The sequence below is a fragment of the Candidatus Desulfolinea nitratireducens genome (assembly GCF_982879505.1).
In genome coordinates this window covers 1-342 of the sequence record NZ_CEYOSI010000311.1, presented here as the reverse complement: position 1 = coordinate 342, position 342 = coordinate 1, and the positions used below count along the sequence as shown (strand labels likewise).

Genomic DNA, 342 nt, shown 5'->3' with positions numbered 1-342 from the left:
GGGGAAGCGGTGGACGATCTCATTTTCCATTTCGTTGGGATATTCAATAACGTCAAAAATTCGGGCCATCTTAGTCTCCTTATGAATCTGTCATAATAACAATTGTATTATAGCGCATTCAATATACGAATACCTGTCTAAATAGTTGTAATTTCCCGGAACCATTCTCCCTGCGAGAATTGGGCGGGGGATGGATTATTTACTCATTTTCTTACCAGTCCCACCATCCCTGATCATCAACACTTCAGCCATAATGCTGACGGCGATCTCTTCCGGTGTTTCGGCCTGGATTTCCAACCCGATCGGCGAGTGGACTCGGGCGATCTTTTCCTTGGGTACGCC

At 45.9% G+C, this 342-nt stretch carries 1 protein-coding gene; it reads right to left on the bottom strand.

The features are described 5' to 3' along the window. Positions 1–195: 195 nt before the first annotated feature. Positions 196–342: XdhC family protein (locus AC3DOM_RS17055; RefSeq protein ID WP_487920238.1), on the bottom strand; the 147-nt coding region annotated here is incomplete at its 5' end.